This is a genomic window from Thioclava sp. FR2 (genome assembly GCF_051200875.1).
In the GTDB taxonomy this organism is placed as follows: domain Bacteria; phylum Pseudomonadota; class Alphaproteobacteria; order Rhodobacterales; family Rhodobacteraceae; genus Pseudotabrizicola.
Window position 1 is genome coordinate 796,773 of sequence record NZ_CP195191.1, and the last position, 16,844, is coordinate 813,616.

Annotated in this window: 15 protein-coding genes; 6 read left to right on the top strand and 9 right to left on the bottom strand. The window is 58.1% G+C overall.

Translation table 11 applies throughout. The features are described from left to right. Positions 1–22: 22 nt before the first annotated feature. The gene (locus ACSBLW_RS03830; RefSeq protein ID WP_435258912.1) at positions 23–541 is read right to left on the bottom strand and encodes a GNAT family N-acetyltransferase; all 519 of its coding nucleotides are present in this window, start codon (positions 539–541) and stop codon (positions 23–25) included. Beyond that, positions 534–3,005 (bottom strand): penicillin acylase family protein, encoded by a 2,472-nt coding sequence (locus tag ACSBLW_RS03835; RefSeq protein WP_435258913.1) that lies wholly within the window; start codon positions 3,003–3,005, stop codon positions 534–536. Before ACSBLW_RS03835 ends, ACSBLW_RS03830 begins: the two co-directional genes overlap by 8 nt. Positions 3,006–3,091: 86 nt before the next feature. On the opposite strand from ACSBLW_RS03835, the gene ACSBLW_RS03840 reads away from it, so the two are divergent. Further along, the gene (locus ACSBLW_RS03840) at positions 3,092–3,958 is read left to right on the top strand and encodes an NAD(P)-dependent oxidoreductase (RefSeq protein ID WP_435258914.1); all 867 of its coding nucleotides are present in this window, start codon (positions 3,092–3,094) and stop codon (positions 3,956–3,958) included. Beyond that, positions 3,955–4,440, top strand: coding sequence for a GNAT family N-acetyltransferase (locus tag ACSBLW_RS03845; RefSeq protein ID WP_435258915.1), 486 nt, complete (start codon positions 3,955–3,957; stop codon positions 4,438–4,440). The genes ACSBLW_RS03840 and ACSBLW_RS03845 overlap by 4 nt, the downstream gene beginning before the upstream one ends. A gap of 218 nt (positions 4,441–4,658) precedes the next feature. Here the strand turns inward: ACSBLW_RS03845 and ACSBLW_RS03850 are convergent, their stop codons facing one another. Next, complete coding sequence (locus ACSBLW_RS03850) at positions 4,659–5,213, bottom strand: YSC84-related protein (protein WP_435258916.1); 555 nt, start codon at positions 5,211–5,213, stop codon at positions 4,659–4,661. A gap of 136 nt (positions 5,214–5,349) precedes the next feature. Next, positions 5,350–6,357 (bottom strand): porphobilinogen synthase, encoded by a 1,008-nt coding sequence (gene hemB, locus ACSBLW_RS03855; protein WP_435258917.1) that lies wholly within the window; start codon positions 6,355–6,357, stop codon positions 5,350–5,352. Positions 6,358–6,459: 102 nt separating this feature from the next. On the opposite strand from hemB, the gene ACSBLW_RS03860 reads away from it, so the two are divergent. Together ACSBLW_RS03860 and mfd are read left to right on the top strand one after the other, a co-directional pair. Beyond that, positions 6,460–6,984 (top strand): component of SufBCD complex, encoded by a 525-nt coding sequence (locus ACSBLW_RS03860; protein ID WP_435258918.1) that lies wholly within the window; start codon positions 6,460–6,462, stop codon positions 6,982–6,984. Between the two features lie 44 nt (positions 6,985–7,028). Further along, positions 7,029–10,484, top strand: a complete 3,456-nt coding sequence (mfd, locus tag ACSBLW_RS03865; RefSeq protein WP_435258919.1) for a transcription-repair coupling factor — start codon at positions 7,029–7,031, stop codon at positions 10,482–10,484. On the opposite strand, the gene ACSBLW_RS03870 is transcribed toward mfd, so the two are convergent. After that, a complete protein-coding gene (locus ACSBLW_RS03870; RefSeq protein WP_435258920.1) occupies positions 10,481–11,017 on the bottom strand; it encodes a peroxiredoxin-like family protein in 537 nt (178 codons plus the stop codon). The genes mfd and ACSBLW_RS03870 overlap by 4 nt on opposite strands. 126 nt (positions 11,018–11,143) lie before the next feature. Here ACSBLW_RS03870 and ACSBLW_RS03875 point away from each other — a divergent pair, with 126 nt between their 5' ends. Further along, positions 11,144–11,785: a helix-turn-helix transcriptional regulator gene (locus ACSBLW_RS03875; protein WP_435258921.1), complete on the top strand. Its 642-nt coding sequence runs from the start codon at positions 11,144–11,146 to the stop codon at positions 11,783–11,785. Here ACSBLW_RS03875 and ACSBLW_RS03880 read toward each other — a convergent pair. The 3 genes from ACSBLW_RS03880 to ACSBLW_RS03890 all read right to left on the bottom strand — a co-directional run bounded on the left by ACSBLW_RS03880 (position 11,745) and on the right by ACSBLW_RS03890 (position 15,211). Beyond that, a complete protein-coding gene (locus ACSBLW_RS03880) occupies positions 11,745–12,962 on the bottom strand; it encodes a multidrug effflux MFS transporter (RefSeq protein ID WP_435258922.1) in 1,218 nt (405 codons plus the stop codon). The two genes, ACSBLW_RS03875 and ACSBLW_RS03880, sit on opposite strands and share 41 nt — an antisense overlap. A 66-nt stretch (positions 12,963–13,028) precedes the next feature. Next, on the bottom strand, positions 13,029–13,688 hold the full coding sequence (locus ACSBLW_RS03885; protein WP_435258923.1) for a DsbA family oxidoreductase: 660 nt from the start codon (positions 13,686–13,688) through the stop codon (positions 13,029–13,031). Further along, positions 13,685–15,211, bottom strand: a complete 1,527-nt coding sequence (locus tag ACSBLW_RS03890; RefSeq protein ID WP_435258924.1) for a class I adenylate-forming enzyme family protein — start codon at positions 15,209–15,211, stop codon at positions 13,685–13,687. Before ACSBLW_RS03890 ends, ACSBLW_RS03885 begins: the two co-directional genes overlap by 4 nt. A 64-nt stretch (positions 15,212–15,275) precedes the next feature. Between ACSBLW_RS03890 and ACSBLW_RS03895 the strand changes: the two genes are divergently transcribed. Continuing rightward, on the top strand, positions 15,276–15,899 hold the full coding sequence (locus ACSBLW_RS03895; protein ID WP_435258925.1) for a helix-turn-helix domain-containing protein: 624 nt from the start codon (positions 15,276–15,278) through the stop codon (positions 15,897–15,899). Between the two features lie 816 nt (positions 15,900–16,715). Here ACSBLW_RS03895 and ACSBLW_RS03900 read toward each other — a convergent pair. Beyond that, positions 16,716–16,841, bottom strand: a complete 126-nt coding sequence (locus tag ACSBLW_RS03900; RefSeq protein ID WP_435258926.1) for an entericidin EcnA/B family protein — start codon at positions 16,839–16,841, stop codon at positions 16,716–16,718. Between the last annotated feature and the right edge of the window lie 3 nt (positions 16,842–16,844).

Sequence of the window (16,844 nt, forward strand, 5' to 3'; positions counted from 1 at the left end):
CCATTCACCCCCCGAGGATATTTTACGACAGAAAATTCGGGGAGCGCGGCAGGGAGAAATAGACGCTGTCGCACCATTCGTCACGCCATTGCATCGTGTTCTGCGCGCGGTGTGTTTCGACAAATCCCAGTTGTTCCAGCAAGGCGCAAGAGGCCCTGTTGCGGGGATCTGCCTCTGCGGTCAGGGCCGTAACCGGGTGGCGGGCAAAAAGCCAAGGAAGGATCGCCTCAAGCGCCTCTCGCATCAACCCCTGCCGCCAATAATCGGGATGCAGGATATACCCGATCTCGGGCAGGCGCCACGCGCCGGCCTTGCCAATCACGCGCCCGCCCATCTCGAGCACGAACTCATCCGACGTGGTCGCGGTGATCATGGAGTGCAGCCAGAGGCGGGTTTCTTCCAGCGTTTCATGTTCTGGCGTTGACCAGTAGCGCATGGCCTCGGGCAGCGACAGGATGGCGTGGATCGCCTCGAGATCCGAAGCGCGGGCGCGCCGAAGGATCATACGCGAGGTGGCGATGGTAGCGCCATCCTCAGCCACCGGGAGCCTCCGGGATGAGCCGGGTGATACCGACCGCCGCAGCCCGCGCGAGGTCAGGGTCAAGGCTCATCGGAACATATTCCCCACGCCGCCAGCGTTCGCCCAGATCGTCGTAGTGACGGCTGAGCGGATGGCCGGATTGGCCGGTTGAGGTGACAAAAACCGAACTGTCTGGGTCGGCGAAGTCGTAAACGCCGCGATAGCCCGCCCCATGAACGTTGAGATAGGGGTTTGGTCCGGTGCCTTTTGTACGGCCGCGTTGCAGGGTGAAATCGCCGCCCGAGGTCGATTGGCGTATGTTGACGAACCATTTGAGGAATGGCACTTCGCCCAGAACCGGATGGTCATGCGTCGCCTGATGGGCATCGCCCCACCGCCAGCTTTCCGGGTTTGGTCCATAGGTTTCGGTCAGTTCCAGAAGCGCCTCATCCAAGGCGATCCGGGCCAGATCGGCGCAGCTTTCGATGGCCGCCGACTGGATCACGTCACACCATGCGCTTGCCCCGCCCACATCGCGATAGACGCGTTCGATAAAGACCGGGTCCAGATGGGTGAATTCGTCTGCCATAGGCCCCAGCTCATCACGGATCAGGCGATCCTGCAAGGCCCGCGCCCACGCCATATAGATCAGCGGTTCAGGCAGATGTTCGTTCATTTCGCCATTCCACTCGGCCACCACTTCCAGCGCCCGTTGCCTCAGCCGTTCGGGTGTTCCCTCCGGCGCGGCCTCTCCAGTGAACCACAGATCTGCACCGATCAGGGGCAGGATCGTCCGGGCCGCATTCGACACGGTATCCAGCTGCGCCTCGATAAAGCTTTCGCGCGTATGGACCTCGCGCGTTTTCATCAGCGCAAGCCAGCGTTGAATGCGCTGCGTATCGCCCCAAAGATGGCTGACATGGTTCGGGAAAGGGGCCTCAATCGTCTTGTTATTGGTGTTTCCAAGGATTCCCGTCCGCGGATCTTTCACCTCGGGATTGTCCTCATAAGGGAACATCCCCTGCCAGCGCACCGCCAGATTTGTTCCCAGGGCGGGCATCCGGCCTTGCGTCGGATGCGCTGCATCCCGCTTTGGCATGGCGCCAATCACCTTGAAGGCAATCCCGTTCTGATCGGCCAGCATCAGGTTTTGCGACGGTGCAATGAACAGCCGCCCCGCCTCGATCGCTTCTTCCTTCGACTGCGACCGCATGATCCGCATGGCGGCCGTCATCGACGTATCCGCCCGCGACAGAGCAGTCCAGGACAGTGCCGCCACATGGCCCGGCGGCGTCACCGAGGCCAGATCGTAATGTGACCCCGGCAGCACCGGACCGGCCTCTGACCAGCGCAGCGTCACTGTAACCGCGGTCTCTCCCTTGACCTGAATGATCGAACGGCGGGTCTCAAAGGGCTTGAAACCGTTGCCGCTGTCATATTCCTCAGGATTGGCCGGGTTCAGCCGCTCCATCACCACATCCTGATCGTCCAGATAGGACGATGTCAGCGCCCAGCCCAAATTCGCGGACCGCCCGACCATCACAGCCGGAACGCCGGGGATCGTGGCGCCGATCACACCGCCCGAGCGCAGTTCAAGCCGTGCCAGATACCAGATCGCAGGCGCGGTAAAGCCAAGATGCGGATCATTGGCCAAAAGCGTGCCGCCTGCTGCAGACCGGTTCGGTGCCGCAGCCCAGGAATTCGACGCACCTGCAAAGGGCAGCTTCGGGAAGGGCGATAGCGGCCCCTCTGCCGTTCTGATCGGCGCGACCGAGGGCTGGACACCGGGCACAAGGCTTGCGTAATCGGGCAGGGCGGTGACAGGGCGCACCGGATCATCCGGCAAAATGTCGCCAAGACGTTCCCCCGGCAACAGCATCGACACCCGCGCCCGTAAAACTTCGGCTTCCAGATGGCCAGACAGTTGCAGGGCCATCAGCTTGATGATGGCAATCGAATCCGCCGGGGCCCAAGCGGCAATTTCGTTCGAGAAAAAGAAGAATTCCGGCGCGCCACGACCGCGTGCGCCTTCATTGACCTGATTGATCCAGGAATTGACCCCGGCCGCATAGGCCTCCAACGCCCGCGTCGTTTCTTCGTCTTGGGCCGAGACCGACTCCAGCGCCAGCGTATAAAGGTCATAGCGACGCAGCAGTTCATCAATCTTCAGCGTCCGATTGCCGAACACCTCTGACAATCGCCCCTGAGCCGTCCGCCGCAACATGGTCATCTGCCACAGACGGTCCTGTGCATGGGCAAAGCCAAGCGCAAAGAACACATCTTCGTCCGTCTCTCCGAAAATATGCGGCACGTCGTCATTGTTGCGCACGATCTCGACAGGCGCAGTCAGGCCCGACAAGGCAAAGTCTTCAGAATAATCGGGAATCGACCGTTCCAGAAACCAATAGGCAATCAGCAGGACCAGCAGTCCAAGGCCAATCAGCCCGGTAACCAGACGCAAGAGCCAGCGAAAGAGGGTCAGCATAAAAGGCGCCTGTTCTTGACGGCAGGGATGTGCCTGTTACCTAAGACATAAGTCTTTAAAGGGCAATGCACGAGGGAGGATGGCCTATGGCGAAGGTGGCGTTTCTGGGATTGGGTGTAATGGGGTTCCCAATGGCGGGACATCTGGTCGCAAAAGGCGGGCATGAAGTCACGGTCTACAACCGCAACCCTGCAAAAGCCGAGGCTTGGGTGGCCAAACATGGGGGAAAATCGGCCCAAACCCCGCGTGAGGCGGCCTTGGGGCAGGATTTCGTGATGGCCTGCGTCGGCAATGACGATGACCTGCGCTCGGTCTGCCTTGGCCCGGACGGGGCATTTGCAGGGATGGACCCCGGCGCAATCTTCGTCGATCACACGACTGTGTCCGCGCAAGTAACCCGCGAGCTGGCTGGCAAGGCCGCCGAAAAAGGTCTTGGCTTTGTCGATGCTCCGGTTTCGGGCGGGCAGGCCGGGGCCGAAAACGGCGTGCTCTCGGTGATGTGCGGGGGCGATCAGGCAACCTATGACAAGGCCGAGGCGGTGATTGCTTCTTATGCCCGCATTTGCCGCCTGCTGGGCGCATCCGGGGCCGGACAAATCGCCAAGATGATGAACCAGATCTGCATCGCCGGTCTCGTCCAAGGCCTGTCCGAGGCACTGGCCTTCGGCGAAAAGGCAGGTCTCGATGGCGAAAAGGTGGTCGAGGTCATCAGCCAGGGCGCAGCTGGCAGCTGGCAAATGGTGAACCGGCACAAGACCATGCTGGAAGGCAAGTTCGATTACGGCTTTGCCGTCGACTGGATGCGCAAGGATCTGGGCATCTGCCTTGCGACCGCCAATGAAATCGGCGCCTCGCTTCCGGTCACGGCTCTGGTCGATCAGTTCTATGCCGATGTCCAGCGCATGGGCGGCGGTCGTCACGACACCTCCAGCCTGATCCGCCGGCTGAAATGACAGGTCAGGGCGCGCTGATCCGGCTCCCGGTTCGGCGTGCCCACCTTGCGGCGCTTTTCGCGCTGAATGTCCGGCCCGATCAACGCGATCTGGTGGCGTCAAACGTCAAGACGCTGGCCGAAGCCGCTTATGAAGAAGGGGCGCAGGTCTGGGGCCTCTGGCTCGGGGAAAAACCCGTCGGCCTGATGGCGATGGTCGATTTCCGCAAGGCAACCGATCTTCTTCCCGGCGATGACCCAACGGCCGCCTATCTCTGGCGATTGATGATTGCGGCCGACAGCCAAGGTCAAGGCCTTGGCCGCACTGCCCTTGGCATGGCGATCGACACTGCGCGCGATTGGGGCTTTGATCGTCTCAAACTCGGCGTGGCCGATCTCGATCACAGCAATATCGGTTTCTATCGCCGCTTCGGCTTTCAGGAAACAGGCGAGGTGATCGATGGCGACCGCATGATGACCCTTGCTTTGCCTCCAAAAGCCTAAGGACGACGGCCTTTATCTTGGCTCAAATATCCCGGGGGTCAGCGTTTTGGCCCTCGCCAAAACGCGAGAAGGGGGCAGCGCCCTCTTCCTCTTCAGGCGCCGGATTCAGGGACATCTGTTAAAAATTGGTTAACGTCCCCATCCAATCCCTTGATTTTCCACAAATTAAAAAGCGTCCCCGTCGGGGACGCTCTTGATTTCCATACGGACGAAGCGGATCAGGGAATGATGCGCGTATATTTCGTTCCCGCAACCGTTGCCCCGGCAATCAGACCCTGCTGACCAAAGACCAGCGCAATCACAGGCTCCAATTCGGTGGTCTCCTTGCCAAGGCTCGCCCCCTGTTGCGGGGTCGCATAGCGAACATCCGCCCCCGCCGCCCAACCGGGCGACCGGCGGAACTGGCCCAATGCGGCCTCGGTCATGAAGAACAGGGCATGGGCATATTGCTGCGCCCCGATCTGCAATCCGATGGTCGCCTTTGCGGCCGAATAATAATCAACCGTCACGCCCCCCACACGCAACGCCCCCCGACCATAAGCCCCACCAACACCAAAGCCGGCTTCGGTTACCAAGGGCATGTAAAGGACGCCCGCGGCCTGGTTCGCAAGATCGCGTGTCCCCGGATAAGAGTTGAAAAGGTAGTCCCGCGTCGCATCGACACGGGCATCAATCTGGGCGCCACCATTCGACCCGATGCCGTTACCACAGGCCGCCAGCACACTGCTTGCCCCCGTTGCCACTAGAAATCCACGCCTTGAAAAGCTTGTCATGCTCTGTTCCTCATTGATCTCTCGGCCGCTTTGCGACCGGGGCTCTTGCGGCCCATTCCTGGCGACAAGATTAGACCTTCCTTGCCAGCCTGTCATCCATACTTTCCTCGGTCGGCAACCTTTTGCAGGACCGGGTCTAGCGGTATCCGGCCTGCAAAAGCCGCGCAACCTCGGGGGCGAAATAGGTCAGAACCCCGTCACATCCCGCCCGGCGAAAGGCCATCAGGCTTTCAAGCATGGTTTTTTCGCCGTCAATCCAGCCGTTCTGGGCGGCAGCCTTTATCATCGCATATTCACCCGACACCTGATAGGCGTAGGTCGGCGCACCGAAGGTCGACTTCACCCGATGGCAGATATCGAGATAGGGCATCCCCGGTTTGACCATCACCATATCAGCGCCTTCCATCAGATCGCGCTCGATCAGACGCACGGCCTCATCGCTGTTGGCAGGGTTCATCTGGTAGGTTTTCTTGTCGCCCTTCAGAGCGCCGCTGGCTCCGACCGCATCGCGGAAAGGGCCGTAGAATGCACTCGCGTATTTCGCGGAATAGGACATGATCGCCACATCCTTGTGGCCCGCTGCCTCTAGGGCCGCACGCATCGCGCCGATGCGTCCATCCATCATATCCGAGGGCCCCAGAATATCAGCCCCGCAGTCGGCCTGAACAAGGCTCATCTTCACCAGGGCTTCAATGGTTTCATCGTTCAAGATGATGCCATCACGAACCAAACCGTCATGCCCATTCGCATTATAGGGGTCTAGCGCCACATCGGTCATGATAGCGATATGCGGCACTTCAGCCTTGATCGCCCGAATGGCGCGGTTGGCGAGATTGTCCGGGTTCCACGCCTCTTCGCAGGCTTCCGTTTTTTTCGCAGGGTCCGTGTAGGGAAAGATACAAATCGCAGGTATGCCGAGCTTGGCCGCCTCTTCAGCCGCTTTGACCACCAGATCGACCGACAGGCGTTCGACCCCGGGCATGGAAACCACCGGCTCCCGTATGCCCGCGCCATCACGCACAAAGACAGGCCAGATCAGGTCATTGACCGACAGGGTATTTTCCTGCGCCAAGGCCCGAAGCGCCGGGGTCCGGCGGAGGCGACGAAAGCGGGAGGTGGGCGTTGGGGCAACGGTTGGGCGCATCGGAACAGTCTCGCGGGCTATTGGGCTTGCAGCTTTTTGTCCTGTCTGCCATCGAAAGGCGCGGGTGCCAAGTCCGGGCATGCCTTGGAGAGGGAAGAACAAGTGGATTGGTATGAACTGATCTTTGTCCTGATCGACATGAGGTCGTTCTCGAACCTGTGGTACTGGATCGGCCTTGCTGTCCTATGGTCGAGCTCCAGCCACTGGATCATGGGTGTTCCCTTTGACATGATCACCCGCGCGCGCCGCAATGGCGGGCAGGCGATGCAGGATTTGCAGGATATCAGCCGGATCAATGCTGCCCGTTTGCTTTATATTTCACGCAGTGCAGGTATCTGGATCATCGCCTTTACCAGTTTTCTTCTGACAACCTTGGGCATTCTGGCCTTTTGGCAGGGCGTAGAGTTCGCCCAAGCGACGTTCCTGTTACTGGCCCCTATGGTTCTGGTGGGCTGGATGTCCTTGCGGACGGCCTATCGGATCGAGCAGGAACAGCCACAGGAAGCCGGATTGATCACCGTCTTGATGCGGCACCGAATGGCGGTCCAGTTCGTCGGGATGGTGGCAATTTTCGTAACCTCCCTTTTCGGGATGTATCAGAACATGTCTGCCGGCGGATGGGGCTGATCGGTCAATCTTGACTGCGGTCCGCACGCGGATAGGTAAGGCCCATGAACAAGACATCCTCTCCTGCCCGAATTCTGCTTGGCGGCGCGCCAGAAGGCTTTGATGCCCGACTGCTGCTGAAAGAACTTGATAAAGGCCAGCCCGTTATCCACATCGCACGCGATGACAAGCGCATGGAAGCGATGCGAGCGGCGCTTTCTATCATGGGGCCGCAGGCAGTGGTGCTGGACTTTCCAGCTTGGGACTGTCTGCCCTATGACCGTGTCTCGCCAAATCCGGAAATTTCGGCACGACGGATGGCCACGTTGGCGATTCTGGCAGCCGGTGTTCCTGGTGCCTTTGTCCTGCTGACCACTGTAAATGCCGCCACGCAAAAGCTGCCCGCCCGCGATACCGTCGCCAAATCGAGTTTCTCGGCCAATGTGGGCGACCGGGTCGATGAAGTTGCACTGAAAGACTTTCTGGCGCGGATGGGCTTTTCTCCGGTATCGACTGTGGCCGAAGCCGGCGACTTTGCGGTGCGTGGTGGGATCATCGACATATTCCCGCCCGGCCAAAGTGGCCCGGTCCGGTTGGATTTCTTTGGTGACACGCTGGATGGTTTGCGGCGTTTTGACCCCGAAACTCAGCGGACGGTTGAGAAACTGAAGAGCTTTGATCTCTCGCCCGTATCCGAAGTCATTCTGGACGAAGCGAGCATCACCCGATTCCGCCAGACATACCGTGTGGAATTCGGGGCAGGTGGGTCTGATGATCCGCTTTACGAGGCCGTAAGCGCGGGCCGCAAGCATCAAGGGATGGAGCATTGGCTGGGCTTCTTCCATGATCGGCTGGAAACCCTGTTCGATTACTTGCCGAAAGCCGCAGTGATGCTGGACGATCAGGTGACACCGTCGCGTCTGAGCCGTTGGGAAGGGATTGAAGACGGGTATGATGCGCGCCGCGAAGCCATGATGGCCAAAGGGCGTCTCGACTCTGTATATAAGCCAGCCGAGCCGCATCTGCTGTATCTTGATGACGCAGCATGGGAGAAGGCAACCGAGGGACATAGGCTGATCCAGTTTTCACCGAACCCGCAAAGCCCGGGGCCGGGCGTCTTGGATGCCGGGGGGCGGCTGGGACGAAATTTCGCCCCCGAAAGGCAGATTGAAAATGTAAGTCTTTTCGGTGCCTTGGCCGACCATCTTAAGGAACAACTCAAGGATCGACAGGTCGTTGTTGCCTGTTGGTCGGAAGGTGCGCGGGAGAGACTTCAGGGTTTACTTGAAGATAACGGTGTAACTGGTTGCCAAACCATAAAAGATTTTCGCGATGTTCCCGATGGGAAAGGTGGTTTGTTTCTGATCGTCTGGGCGCTGGAGGCGGGGTTTGTCGCACCAGGGCTATGTGTCATTTCGGAACAGGATGTTCTGGGCGACCGACTGGTTGGAAAACCACGGAAGAAGCGTAAAGCCGAAAACTTCCTGCGCGAGGTTGATACACTGGCGCCGGGTGATCTGGTGGTCCACGTCGAACATGGCGTTGGCCGCTATCTTGGGTTGGAAACGATCACAGCCTTAGGTGCACCCCATGCCTGTGTGGCGCTGGAATATGCCGAAGGGGCGAAGCTGTACCTGCCGGTCGAGAATATCGAACTACTTAGCCGCTATGGCCATGAAGAAGGCCTGCTTGACCGTTTGGGCGGCGGGGCTTGGCAGGCCAAGAAGGCCAAGCTTAAGGAACGCATCAAGGAAATCGCCGATCGGCTGATGCGGATTGCAGCCGAGCGTGCGCTGCGTCACGCGCCAATCCTTGAGGCGCCACATTCCTTGTGGGAGGCCTTTGCCGCCCGTTTCCCCTATCAGGAAACCGATGACCAGTTGGCGGCGATTGCCGATGTCGTGACGGACCTTGAAAAAGGCAGCCCAATGGACCGCTTGGTCGTGGGCGATGTGGGTTTTGGCAAGACAGAGGTGGCAATGCGCGCGGCCTTCGTCGCGGCGCTTTCCGGCATGCAGGTGGCGGTGATTTGTCCGACCACGCTGCTGGCCCGTCAGCATTACCGCAGCTTTACCGAACGGTTCCGGGGTTTCCCGATTTCAGTCCGGCAGCTTTCACGCTTTGTGTCGACCAAAGAGGCGAATGACACGCGGGAAAAAATGGCGTCAGGGGAGGTCGATATTGTGGTCGGCACCCACGCCTTGCTGGCCAAAGGCGTGAAGTTCAAAAGCCTTGGCCTGATGGTCATTGATGAGGAACAGCATTTCGGCGTGGCACATAAAGAACGGCTGAAGGAAATGCGGTCAGAAATCCATGTTCTGACGCTGACCGCGACGCCGATTCCGCGCACCCTGCAGCTGTCGCTGACAGGGGTACGCGATCTGTCGATCATCGCGACCCCGCCGGTGGACCGTCTAGCGATCCGCACTTATATTTCGGAATTCGATACGGTGACGCTGCGTGAGTCGCTGCTGCGAGAGCGCTTCCGGGGCGGACAATCCTTTTTCGTTGTTCCGCGCATCAGCGACCTGCCAGAGATCGAAGATTTCCTGAAAACCCATGTGCCGGAAGTGAGTTACGTCATCGCCCATGGGCAATTGGCGGCAGGTGATCTGGATGACCGTATGAACCAGTTCTATGACGGCAAGTATGACGTCTTGCTTGCCACGACCATTGTGGAATCTGGCCTGGATATTCCCACGGCAAACACCATGATCGTGCACCGGGCCGATATGTTCGGCCTAAGTCAGCTTTACCAGATTCGCGGCAGGGTCGGGCGGTCCAAGACCCGCGCCTATTGCTATCTGACCACGAAGCCGCGCACGCCGCTGACCCCACAGGCGCAAAAGCGACTGAAACTTCTTGGCAGTCTTGATAGCCTTGGGGCGGGCTTTAACCTTGCCAGCCACGACCTAGACCTGCGTGGCGCGGGTAATCTGTTGGGTGAGGAACAATCTGGCCACATCAAAGAAGTTGGCTACGAGTTGTACCAGCAGATGCTGGAAGAGACGATCGCCAAGATCAAGTCGGGCGAAATCAACGGTCTTGCCGCGATTGATGACCAGTGGTCGCCACAGCTGAATCTTGGCCTGCCAGTGATGATCCCCGAGGATTATGTGGTGGATCTTGATGTCCGCTTGGGGCTTTATCGCCGCCTCTCAAGCCTACAAACAAAAGTCGAGTTGGAAGGCTTTGCCGCAGAGCTGATTGACCGGTTTGGGCCACTGCCGAAGGAAGTCAACACGCTGATGCTGATTGTTCGGATCAAGGCAATGGCGAAGCGAGCCGGAATCAGCCGGATTGACGCAGGGCCAAAGGGCGCAACGATCCAATTCCACAATGATAAATTCGCCAACCCCGCAGGGTTGGTCGAGTTCATCAAGGCGCAGGGTCCAGCGGCAAAGGTTCAGGGCAACAAAATTGTCATTGCTGTTGACCTGAAAACCGATGCCGACCGGATCAAGGGGGCATTCGCCATTGCGCGGGATCTGGCAGAGAAGGTCGTCAGGCCAAAGGGTTAGACCGGACCGCTATACTCGCCGCGTGCCGGATAGGACTTCTCGATTGCAAAGTCGATTGCACCGAGCAGTTCGTTGAAATGCGGACGCACGAAGGGCATCGTCTGAATGCTTTGGTAGTAGAGTGTTTGGTCGGGATTGACCAAGAACAGGCCCGGTTCTGAAAATAGGGCAGGTTCTTCGATCCCGATCGAGGTCTTGCCGCGAGAGGTCGAGATGAACAAACCCCAGTCCCGCGCGGCTGCAAGACTTAGATCATAGGCCATACGCAGGTCGCTTGCGCCAATCTTTTCGGCCATCGCTTTGGCGCGTTCTTCTCCGTCCGATGAAATGGCAACCGTCGCCACACCACGCTTGGCGAATTCGGGGGTCAGACGTTCAAGCTCTTTCAGATAGGTGGCGCAGATCGGGCAATGGAAGCCTCTGTAAAAGCAAAGCACCACCCCTCGTGCAGAGGTTTCGTTGGAAAGGGTGAAGGTGCCGCCGTTGACCAGTGGCAGGGACAGATCAGGGACAGGCTGGCGCGGAAATGGCATGGTATTCTCCGTATTTCTCTTGTCTACCCACCCGTCCTATGAAATTATTTGCAGCAATTGATCCTATTTCTCCGCCCAAAGGTCCAATCTATGCCTCTTGATCGTCTTGCAGCCCTTTTGCCTGGCATGTCGGTTGAAGCGGCTGGCCTGGCGGTAGATCGACCCAACCTGCACATCGCCCGAGTTAAGGATGGTGGGTTTTATGTGGGGCCATATCTGCGCGGGCAGTCTGTGTTTTCCGCGCGGCTGTCCTGGGGGCCGGCGGGGGACAGGCTGTGGCAAGGCATGACGGGTATGACCGTCACAGAGGCGCATGTCCTTTATCCTGTCATCGCCCTTTCGGTGGCCGAGGCAGAGGCGCCACGCTGTGGGGCGGATCATCTGCTGAAAGGCTATGTGCAGACGTTTGTGGTGCATCTGATGCGGCAAGCGATTGAAGAGCAAACCGTCAGTTCTGGTGTCCTTGCTGGTCTGGCAGATCCCAGATTGGCACGCGTTCTGGTCGCACTTCATGAACAACCATCAAAGCCTTGGAAAGTAGAGGCTATGGCAGAGCTGGCCGGGATGTCTCGATCGGCCTTTATGGCGCGGTTCACAGAAGTTCTTGGGGAAGCGCCAGCCACATATCTGCGCCGCTTCCGGATGGAACGCGCCCGCGCGGAATTGGATGCGGGCGGACGAGTGGGAGTGATCGCCCGGCGCTATGGCTATGCCTCACCCGATGCTTTCACAAGGGCGATGAAGGCGCAGGAGCAAGCCTGCGCATGATCATATAGCCAATCCCGGCAAAGACCGTGACCGAGGCCATCAGCGGAACGGGCGAGCCGTCGAACATCAGGCCAACGGGAATTGCCAAGATAACCGAAGCCACAGTCGCCACCGAACCCATCACAGAAGCTGCCATGCCGGCAATATGCCCGACAGGCTCAAGCGCCAGTGCATTGAGGTTGCCAAGCGTCATCCCCACCATGAAGAAAACGCCGACGGTCCAGATGAAATAGGCTGGGAAGACGAGACCCGAGGGAAGGGCGTGCAGCCCGTGAAGGAAGGTTGAGGCACCCGACAACAGGATCTGAACCGCAAACGTGACCAAGACCAGTTTTCGCATCCCGACCCGCAGCACCAGCCTTGCATTCAAGAAGCTGGCGCTGCCGGCCAGAATGGCGATCGCCGCAAAATACATGGGGAAGCTGTCGGCACGGTCAAAGGTCACATCAAAGATCGGCTGCGTCGACGACAGCGTTGCAAACAGGGCTGCAAAGGCCATGGTCTGCGCCGCAATGGACAACTGAATGACACGATGGCCTAGAACCTCGACCAAGGCGGACCAAAGCCCTTTCGCCGTGAACGGACGGCGGTTTTCAGGGGGGAGAGTTTCAGGTTGCCGGGTGAGAACCCAGAAAATGCTGATTGAGGAAAACACGACAAAGGTCAGGAAAACCGCGCGCCAGCCAAATCCAGAAATGATGACTTGTCCCAATGCGGGCGCAACTGCCGGGACAAGCGTAAAGATCATCATGGCGAAACTGACGATCCGGGCCATGTCACGGCCCCTGTAGAGATCGCGCACGAGCGCAAGCGAAACGACCCGTGGTCCGGCAGCGCCCACACCTTGCAACAGCCGGGCGGCCAACACCGTTTCAAGGCTTGGCGCAGCCCAAGCAGCAAGCGCGGCGCCACAATAAAGAATAGCCCCGGCGACGATTACCGTGCGGCGCCCAAAACTGTCTGAAAGAGGTCCGGCCACGAAGGTTCCCAGACCCATACCCATAACAAAGCTGGTGATAATCAGCTGGGCCCGATTTGGCGCATCGGGTGACAAGTCCGCAGCTATTCGGGGCAGGGCGGGCAGCATCGCATCTATGGAAAAGGCGATGGTGGCAAAGAGCATCGCGATCAGCGCGATGAACTCGACCTGCCCCAAGGGCTGTGTCGGTCTCGTCATAGAAATTCCTTTCGCCCACCCGTTAGCGCATGCCGTGGTGGAGAACTATTGGAAAGCGCGCCTGTATCAGTTGCTCGGATCAGACGTGTTAGCGGATTGAGCGGCCTGTAATTCTGGAATGATCTGCGCCCAAACTTGCGGCGGCTGCGCACCAGAAACGACATATTGGTTCGCAATGACAAAGCAGGGAACGCCGGAGACTCCACGGGCACGGGCGTGATGATCTCTTGCCATGATGTCTTCGGCATCGGCATCCGTCGACAATAGCCGCTCGGTCATAGCCACATCCAACCCACAATCCTTGGCAATATCCAGCAGCGTGGCCACTTCGCCAATATCGCGACCTTCGCGCCAATAGGCCTTGAAGAGAGCCGTGACGACCGCGTTCTGGCGGCCCTCTAGCCCGGCCCAATGAATCAGGCGATGCGCGTCCAAGGTATTCGGAACCCGAGGAACGGTTGCGAAATCAATCTGCAAACCAGCGGCTTCGGCTGCCTGTTCGACTTGCCTGTAGGCGCGGACCGCGCCTTCTTTTCCGCCAAACTTCGCCTCAAGGTAAGCCCTGCGATCCATCCCCGATTTGGGCATGTCCGGGTTCAGTTGGAACGGATGCCACTCGATCTCAAACGGGTGTTCGGGATGCTGTTCCAGCGCACGATCCAGATTGGTCTTGCCGATGTAGCACCACGGGCAAATCGGATCAGAAAGAATATCAAGCTTTATCATGGCACAGAGCTTTCAAGGCCCATCTGTCGAAGGGCGCGGCGGTTCAATTTCGAATTTCCATTCCGGGGCAGGGCGTCAAGACGCTTGAATGCACGCGGCTGTTTGTAACGCGCTAGATGAGCGGCTGCATGCGCCTTTAGGCTTTCTTCGTCTACCACGTCCGGACCAGTGTAGAAGCACACGATGATCGTTACTCTGGGTTTAACTTCGACTTCGGCGACTGCGGCTTCGGTGACACCAGGGCATTTCGCCATCGCCGCTTCCACTTCGGCCGGTGAAACGCGATATCCGCCTGCGTTCATCTGGTCATCTGATCGACCCAGATAGGTGACGGCCCCCTGTTCAGAGATCGAAACCGTATCACCCGTCAGAAACCACTCACCGTGGAAGCGATCTGCCGTTGTTTGTGGCGCATCTAGGTAGCCCAGCATGAGGCCCGCATCGGTTCGATCAACCGCCAATTGGCCTGCTTCGCCCCAAGGGACGGGGTTGAAAGCATCGTCCAGGGCAGCGATCCTACGTCCCGGTTGCGGAAAACCCGTGCTTCCCGCAGGCGCTGGCCGATCTGGGGCCGCCGAGATGAAGGTCGATACTTCTGACATGCCAAGCGCTTCGCAAATGGGCGTTTCAGTTGCCGCTTGCCAAGCTGTTCTCGTTTCATCGGACATCTTTTCGCCGGCAGAAAGCCCGTGTCGCAGACGTGGCAAAGCGGGCAACTGCGCTTTGAGCATTTGCCGATAGACACCAGGGGCAGCGGCAAAGATTGTGGCATCAAAGCGTTTCAGCAGCAGGGGAAGTTGACCAGGGTCGACACCAGCCCCCGGAATGAGCGCTGTCGCTCCAACCGTCCACGGGTCCATCAACCCGGTGCCCAGCGTATAGGTCCAGTTGAAAGCCCCTGCGTGAAGCAAGCGGTCGCTTTCGCCCAAGCCTTCCCAGCCTTGATGCATCATCTGACGCGCAAGGATGGCACGATGAGCATGAACCACAGCCATCGGTGTACCAGAAGTGCCAGAGGTAAAGATGATGTAGCCCGGCCTGTCCGGATCACCCTGATGAAACTCTGCTGGCTCCAGCCGTTCCATTGCACGGATTTCCAAATCAGAAATTACGGGTGCGGGGTGGTCTGGCAAAGAGATACCGTCAGCGACGACGATCAGCTTTGGGCTTACCCGATTTGCCATCGGTGTGATTTCGGCCTTGGTCAATTGCGAAGACGTAGCAATTGGCACCATTCCGGCAGCGAGGGCACCCAAGAACAGGATCGGAAATTCGACCTGATTGCCGAGACGCATAAGGATGCGATCCCCTGGAGCCAGACCCAATTTCACCAATCCTGCCGCACAGCCCTGCACTGCTGAGAGGAGGCGCGCGTAACTCCACCGTTCTGCTCCGGTTGGCCTGACGATTTGCAGGGCCGTCTTATCGGGGTGACGTAATGTGCTGGCCCGCAAAACATGTTCGGCCATGTTGAACGGGTTGGGAACCTTTGGACCGGGGCGATTGTCGATAATAGAGACCATCTGCACGGGATAGGACGATGCCCTTTCCGTTGCAAGGTGAAGCAGCTTTGGATAAGTCACGATAATGAGCGCAAATGACCCCAAATCCCTGATCCGCATAGCCCGTGAAACCGGAGAGTCGGCACATGTGGAGCCAGTCAATCTGGCCGAACGGGTCCGCGCTTTGCGCAAGGAACGCGGGTGGACGCTGGAACAGGCGGCAAATCAGGCGGGGCTTGCGCGTTCAACGCTGTCGAAGATTGAAAATGGGCAAATGAGCCCAACCTATGAAGCCCTGAAGAAATTGGCCGAGGGGCTATCAATCTCGGTCCCGCAACTTTTTACCCCGCCAAGTAAGGCGCAAGTCTCTGGGCGCATGGCGGTGACCAAGTCTGGGGACGGGCAAAGCCATGCCACAGCGACATATGAACATGAGCTTCTGGCTGGGGCGCTGACAAAGAAGCAAATGCTTCCCTATCGGGCTCGTATCCGCGCGCGGCGGTTTGAAGAGTTCGATGGTTGGGTTCGACACGATGGGGAAGAGTTTCTCTTTGTACTGACGGGTGTAATCCGGCTTTACACCGAATTTTATGAGCCGGTCGAACTGCGGCGCGGTGATAGCGCCTATTACGACGCCAGCATGGGCCATAACGTCGTCAGTTTGTCAGAGGAAGACGCGACGATCCTATGGGTCACCTCTCTTTCCTGATCAGGGCAATCTTCCCGTCGGGATAGAGTTTTCCAGACCTTTGGCTAACATTAAGCCTTCCCCCAACTAAAGTCAGACAATCTCCATCCGTTGGTAGTAGAAAGCCAGAAGGGAAGGATGAGTTCACATCAAGATTGGCTTTAGCTCCACAAGGGCATCCTTTCAAATGATCTGCTCACGACTGGACAGCAACAAGTCGAAAGAAGACAGCCATATTGCTCGGCAGTCGTCGTTCAACCAAAGCTTAGCTGGGCCGAATTGAACCCGCCGCAAAGAAGATGTCTTTTTCGATAGCCAGTCGGTAGGCCCAACACAGTCCAAGTGAAGCTGGGCTTACTAAGTTTCTAAGGCTTTCTTGTCGTTGGCATACCTTCTGACTTCACTTTCAATCCATCGGGATAGATTGACGAAAAAGGAATGCGCAGTGCAACATAGGGTTGTAGACGGTTAGGTGTTTGGAAAACTTTTCGCAATTTAGAATACAGGTACGGCCGATGGCTATGAAGTCAGCATCCTTCTTCGAAATTGTAGGGCATTTGGTCCTCTCTGAATACTCGAACAACTTGACTGCGGCACGACCGGATCGTTCCGAAAACGTTCTTTCCTCGACGAGCGATTTGATTTCGAATCATACACTTAGGGCCGAGCCTGTGTCTGTCCTGGAGGCTGAAAGGGCCTGCCGCGGCTGGTCATTTTAAGATTTAACGAGTCGGGAAAATTGGCAGATTGCCAGATCTTGGTCATCCGTTATCAGCAGCATCAAGATAAAAGGCCGCCCCCAAGGGCGGCCTTTTGCTCTGAACTCGATCACGTCTTTTAGTTGATCCAGTTGTTCACCCGGTTCGCACCGCCAGAGATATCGCGGCCGATACCATCAACCGTCGCGCATCCGGCAACCAATGTCGTAACGGCCAAAGCCGCGACCATGATCATGTTTCGCATTTT

What these genes read in the sequence shown, in the direction of transcription:
- ACSBLW_RS03835 (WP_435258913.1), bottom strand. Translation starts at nt 3,005, where the DNA reads ATGCTGACCCTCTTTCGCTGGCTCTTGCGTCTGGTTACCGGGCTGATT.
- ACSBLW_RS03840 (WP_435258914.1), top strand. Translation starts at nt 3,092, where the DNA reads ATGGCGAAGGTGGCGTTTCTGGGATTGGGTGTAATGGGGTTCCCAATG.
- ACSBLW_RS03845 (WP_435258915.1), top strand. Translation starts at nt 3,955, where the DNA reads ATGACAGGTCAGGGCGCGCTGATCCGGCTCCCGGTTCGGCGTGCCCAC.
- ACSBLW_RS03850 (WP_435258916.1), bottom strand. Translation starts at nt 5,213, where the DNA reads ATGACAAGCTTTTCAAGGCGTGGATTTCTAGTGGCAACGGGGGCAAGC.
- hemB (WP_435258917.1), bottom strand. Translation starts at nt 6,357, where the DNA reads ATGCGCCCAACCGTTGCCCCAACGCCCACCTCCCGCTTTCGTCGCCTC.
- mfd (WP_435258919.1), top strand. Translation starts at nt 7,029, where the DNA reads ATGAACAAGACATCCTCTCCTGCCCGAATTCTGCTTGGCGGCGCGCCA.
- ACSBLW_RS03870 (WP_435258920.1), bottom strand. Translation starts at nt 11,017, where the DNA reads ATGCCATTTCCGCGCCAGCCTGTCCCTGATCTGTCCCTGCCACTGGTC.
- ACSBLW_RS03875 (WP_435258921.1), top strand. Translation starts at nt 11,144, where the DNA reads ATGTCGGTTGAAGCGGCTGGCCTGGCGGTAGATCGACCCAACCTGCAC.
- ACSBLW_RS03880 (WP_435258922.1), bottom strand. Translation starts at nt 12,962, where the DNA reads ATGACGAGACCGACACAGCCCTTGGGGCAGGTCGAGTTCATCGCGCTG.
- ACSBLW_RS03885 (WP_435258923.1), bottom strand. Translation starts at nt 13,688, where the DNA reads ATGATAAAGCTTGATATTCTTTCTGATCCGATTTGCCCGTGGTGCTAC.
- ACSBLW_RS03890 (WP_435258924.1), bottom strand. Translation starts at nt 15,211, where the DNA reads ATGGTCTCTATTATCGACAATCGCCCCGGTCCAAAGGTTCCCAACCCG.
- ACSBLW_RS03895 (WP_435258925.1), top strand. Translation starts at nt 15,276, where the DNA reads ATGAGCGCAAATGACCCCAAATCCCTGATCCGCATAGCCCGTGAAACC.
- ACSBLW_RS03900 (WP_435258926.1), bottom strand. Translation starts at nt 16,841, where the DNA reads ATGCGAAACATGATCATGGTCGCGGCTTTGGCCGTTACGACATTGGTT.